This is a genomic window from Gammaproteobacteria bacterium (genome assembly GCA_013696315.1).
GTDB lineage: Bacteria > Pseudomonadota > Gammaproteobacteria > JACCYU01 > JACCYU01 > JACCYU01.
This window is the reverse complement of sequence record JACCYU010000007.1, coordinates 1-4,558: the sequence shown is the minus strand read 5'-3', so window position 1 is coordinate 4,558 and position 4,558 is coordinate 1. Positions and strand designations below refer to the sequence as shown.

Annotated in this window: 5 protein-coding genes; 4 read left to right on the top strand and 1 reads right to left on the bottom strand. The window is 55.8% G+C overall.

Going from position 1 to position 4,558, the window contains the following annotated elements; all coding sequences use genetic code 11:
- Window positions 1-107: 107 nt before the first annotated feature.
- The 4 genes from H0V34_00355 (at window position 108) to H0V34_00340 (ending at window position 3,754) form a co-directional block, all read left to right on the top strand.
- A complete protein-coding gene (locus H0V34_00355) occupies window positions 108-455 on the top strand; it encodes a HypC/HybG/HupF family hydrogenase formation chaperone (GenBank protein MBA2490204.1) in 348 nt (115 codons plus the stop codon).
- Window positions 456-468: 13 nt separating this feature from the next.
- Window positions 469-1,161 carry an SIS domain-containing protein gene (locus H0V34_00350; protein MBA2490203.1) on the top strand — a complete coding sequence of 231 codons (693 nt, stop codon included), beginning with the start codon at window positions 469-471 and terminating at the stop codon, window positions 1,159-1,161.
- Window positions 1,158-2,330 (top strand): hydrogenase formation protein HypD, encoded by a 1,173-nt coding sequence (gene hypD, locus H0V34_00345; GenBank protein MBA2490202.1) that lies wholly within the window; start codon window positions 1,158-1,160, stop codon window positions 2,328-2,330. The genes H0V34_00350 and hypD overlap by 4 nt, the downstream gene beginning before the upstream one ends.
- 107 nt (window positions 2,331-2,437) lie before the next feature.
- Window positions 2,438-3,754 (top strand): hypothetical protein, encoded by a 1,317-nt coding sequence (locus H0V34_00340; GenBank protein MBA2490201.1) that lies wholly within the window; start codon window positions 2,438-2,440, stop codon window positions 3,752-3,754.
- Between the two features lie 154 nt (window positions 3,755-3,908).
- Here H0V34_00340 and H0V34_00335 read toward each other — a convergent pair whose 3' ends face one another.
- Window positions 3,909-4,133, bottom strand: coding sequence for a hypothetical protein (locus H0V34_00335; protein ID MBA2490200.1), 225 nt, complete (start codon window positions 4,131-4,133; stop codon window positions 3,909-3,911).
- Window positions 4,134-4,558 lie beyond the last annotated feature (425 nt).

Here is a 4,558-nt window from a genome sequence, read left to right as displayed (position 1 = left end):
AAGCCGTGCACGACGATCATGGTTTCTTCGCGGAGCGCCAATAGGAGATCAACTGTGAAACATGTCCTATCCCTTCGATTACAGAAGGCTCGACGAGGTAACCGAGTATGTGTCTAGGCATTCCCGGGCAGATCGTGAAAATCAGCGACGCGGACAACCAGCTCGGCGTCGTTAACGTGTCCGGCGTCAGGCGCGAGATCAACCTTGTCTGCGTAGTCGATGACGGCCATCCAATCGAGTCCTGCGTGGGCGACTGGGTGCTTGTGCACGTCGGTTTCGCCATGAGCCGCATCGACGAGGACGAAGCCGCCAGGACGCTGGAGGTGCTCACCGAATTGGGCGAGATGCAGCAGGAGATGGAGGCGATGCAGAGTTTTCCCGATTCTTTCGTGCCAGAGATCGGCGTAAATCCCACCACCACCACTTTGCAGAAGGGGGGGCGCAGGGGCATTTGACTGGGCGCGGACTATGACTGACCAGAACTCCCACCTCGAAGCGCTCTACCCCTTCCTCCATGGCGCCCGTAAAGATGCGGACGACGAGAACGCCGCGCTGCTGGAATCGGTGCGCCAGAAGGCGGCGCACAGCGTGGAGGTGAAACAGGCGTTCTTCGCCGAAAATGGTCAGCGCGTGGTCGATGCCGCGCGCGCCATCGCCGACGTCTATCGCCGCAACGGGCGCATGTTCGCGATGGGCAACGGCGGTTCGAGCTGCGACGCGGCGCACTTCGCGGTGGAGTTTCTGCATCCGGTCACCGCGGGGCGTCCGGCGTTAACCGCGGTGAATCTTGTGGCCGACACCGCCATGATGACCGCGGTCGGCAACGACGTGGGCTTCGGCCACATCTATGTGCGCCAACTCATCGCGCTGGCACGCACAGGCGACGGGCTTGTCGGTTTCTCGACCAGCGGCAATTCCGACAATCTGCTGACCGCGTTCGCCAGGGCGCGCGAGATGGGGCTTGCCACCATTGGCTTGACCGGCATGGACGGCGGCAAAATGGCGCAGACCGCCGATATCGATCATTGTCTGACAGTGCGCACCGACAGCATCCATCGCATTCAGGAAACGCACGTGGCCGTTTATCACATTTTATGGGACCTGGTGCATACGCTGCTGGCGGATGACCGCGGGAATCTGCACGGGGGGGCGCAGAGATGAAGTACGTCGACGAATTCCGCGATCCGCAAAAAGCGAAGGTGCTGTTGCGCGAGATCGAGGCGCTGATACCGAAGATCAACGTCTGCCGCTCGCGTCCGTTGCAGCTCATGGAAGTCTGCGGCGGGCACACGCACTCAATCTTCAAATACGGCGTGGAGACCCTGCTGCCGAAGGAAATCGAGTTCGTGCACGGCCCCGGTTGTCCGGTGTGCGTGCTGCCGATGGGACGAGTCGACGATTGCATCGCGCTGGCCGAGCATCCGCAGGTGATCTTCACGACTTTTGGCGACGCCATGCGGGTGCCCGGTTCGAAGAAGAATTTGTTACAGGCCAAAGCCGATGGCGCGGACGTGCGCATGGTGTATTCGCCGATGGACGCTCTCAAGATCGCGCGCGCCAATCCGGACAAAGAGATTATCTTTTTCGGTCTGGGCTTCGAGACCACAATGCCGAGCACAGCAGTTACCGTTCTGCAGGCCGAGCGCGACGGGATCAGGAATTTTTCGCTCTTCTGCAATCACATCACCATCATTCCCACCATCAAGGCCATCCTGGACTCGCCCGAGCTGACCCTGGACGGTTTCCTGGGGCCCGGACACGTGAGTATGGTGATCGGCACTTCGCCTTACGACTTCATCACGCGCCACTATCGCAAACCCATCGTGATCGCCGGCTTTGAGCCGCTGGATATCCTGCACACGGTTTGGATGTTGCTAAAACAACTGGCCGAAGGCCGTTGCGAGGTCGAGAACCAGTACAACCGTATCGTGCCAGAAGTTGGTAACGCCCCGGCGCTGGATGCCGTGAGCCGGGTATTCGAGTTGCGCGAGTTCTTCGAGTGGCGAGGCTTAGGTTCCATCGATCACTCCGGCGTGCGCATCCGTAAGGCGTATGCGGCTTACGATGCCGAGCGCAAGTTCTCGGTACCGAATTTGAAGATCGCCGACCCCAAGGCGTGTCAGTGCGGCGAAGTATTGAAAGGCGTGATCAAACCCTGGCAATGCAAAGTATTCGGCGGCGCGTGCACGCCGGAGACGCCGCTGGGCGCGCTGATGGTCTCCACCGAAGGCGCCTGCGCCGCGTATTACAACTACGGCGGCGTGCAGTTGGCGGAGTTGGTGCGGAGTCGTGCTGATCAGCGGCGTTATGGGATTGAAGCCGTTCAATGAACCTGATCGAGTCTTCGTTGCTAGGGGATTCGGCTCTCACGCAACGCAGTCACTCTGTTGGGAGTCGCAAGGGGCTGGATCGGATTAGAAGACACTGGTGCACATACATGACGTTAGATGTTTTGCAAAGCGCAGTTAAGCCTGCGCTCAACCGCATCGCAGAAGCTCTAAGTCATTGGGGTGCGGCAGCTGCTAAGTACCATGATCCCGAAGGCTTTCGGATCGCCATTAACGCGTGCATTCAATCGATCCGAAACATTACGTTCTCTCTCCAAAGTCAAAAGTCTTCTATCGAAAACTTCGAGAAGTGGTACGGCCTATGGCAGGAGGCGATGCGCAATGATTTCATAATGAGGTGGTGTCAAGATGCGCGAAACCAGATAGTTAAGCAAAGCGATCTAGAAACACACAGTATTGCCTTAGCGTCCGCCGTCAATGACTATCGTGAACCTCCCACGAACACATTCAAGGTGTCGCCATTTGCAACAAGCCACGAGATAGCTGTCCATCTTCGGAACAACATCCTACCGAATCACCTAGAGGAACACGCCTATCTCTATGTCGAACGTCGATGGATAGTTGACAGCCTATCAAGTCTTGAACTGCTTGAAGCGCTAGCCTATGTTTTGTCGTTCCTGCGGTGCTTGTTGATCGATGCAGTTGCTCAGCGTGGCCCGACTGCTTTTTATGGTACCGGTGCTCCTCCGACGCCTGAACAATTCAAGCAGGGGGAAATAGACGATACGTACTTGCCTGAGTTCGCAACCTCATTCCGGGAGGAGAGATCTACGTGGCTGAAGTTATCGTCCTCAGCGCCTGTCCGGATCATCGACAATCCTCGAGAGGTACGCTCCGACGAATTAGAGAACGCCAACTCTAGGTATCAACTCGAAGACCTCGTGCAAGGCTTGAACAAAACCAAGACCGACCTAAAGAGCCGAGTCGAATTCTTCCTCGCTATCGGAAAGCAGATGCTTGAAATGGACGGTTATCACAGGTCGGTTGTGTTGCTATTCGACCGAAAGGAGCTGTTGAGCATCCTTACGCCAGAATTTCCGGATCATGAAGATAAATTAATTATCTGGAGGTACATCGCAAAACAGGCAAAAAGGGCAAAAGCGACTATGGTTATTGCAATAGCGGAAGCATGGCGAGCGCCTCTTGATTCCGAGTTTCCACATCGACATCCCGAGCATTCTCCTGAACGAATCGAAATACTTCGCGCGGCAGCATTAACGAATCGAGGCGACGGGTACGCAATATGTATCCCATTCTGGCGAGAGGCGGAAAAGATCCGGTTCGGCAAGGAAGAAGAGTTAAGTATCAAAGGTGTCTTCTTTCTTGAGCCTTTCCGAAGAGTTTGGCGGAAGACGAAGACAATGAGAACTCCGAATGCAAATAAAGGTAAGGCGCCGAGGCGTTAAATCGCCCGGGCCACGCGTTGCAAATTGGACAATGACCATCCTAGCTCAATTTGAGACGTATCGACTCACCGGCATCCGTCGGCGCGGTGGGAACGTGCGCGATCAGATTGGATTCACAGGAGCGCGATGTTGGGCAACACATCGTTACTCAGGCTTACGCCAAGAGCGCCTCTTCCGCTTTCCTGGGCAGATCCAAGAGAAAAAAGTAGAGTTCAGGGTAGAGGTAATCCTCCGCGGATTCATCGACTATCCGCAGATAGCCTTCCTGGGCGGCCGCGTCATCGGGAAGCACTCGATACACCTTTCCCTTTTCCAAATCATCACAGTCTTTGTTTTCGATACAGAGCGCAAACTTGATACGCTGGCGTGTCTGTGCCATAGCCGTCAATCCAATAATCTCTTGATTTTCATCTTCTTCTTGCCAACGCCATGGGCTTCGTACCAATGCACCTCTGCCGTCCGGACGCTACCGTTTTCCAGCCTCACTCTAGCTACGCCTTTGAGCTTCCGCCACCGGCCTGGACCATACTGTTTTCGAAGACGCATAATATCCCGGATGCGACCCCCGACAGCGATGGTTTCGACATGCTCTACTGTTCCTATGATCTCGAAATACATCGGTTATTCTCATGACGAAGCCTACTGTTTCTATGCTGCCCAACGCAACTGGAGAAGCCGTAATGGTCTGGGTTCCTATCGTTGCACTCACTGTTCTGGTGGTAAGCCTTCTCATCGTGGTTCGCGATGCAGCCGCGCATAGCCGAGAATAGCGACCTGACAACGCTCCGGCCGACGTACCGGAAA

Coding starts and splice junctions, on each gene's coding strand:
- H0V34_00355 (MBA2490204.1), top strand. CDS start 108: ATGTGTCTAGGCATTCCCGGGCAGATCGTGAAAATCAGCGACGCGGAC.
- H0V34_00350 (MBA2490203.1), top strand. CDS start 469: ATGACTGACCAGAACTCCCACCTCGAAGCGCTCTACCCCTTCCTCCAT.
- hypD (MBA2490202.1), top strand. CDS start 1,158: ATGAAGTACGTCGACGAATTCCGCGATCCGCAAAAAGCGAAGGTGCTG.
- H0V34_00340 (MBA2490201.1), top strand. CDS start 2,438: ATGACGTTAGATGTTTTGCAAAGCGCAGTTAAGCCTGCGCTCAACCGC.
- H0V34_00335 (MBA2490200.1), bottom strand. CDS start 4,133: ATGGCACAGACACGCCAGCGTATCAAGTTTGCGCTCTGTATCGAAAAC.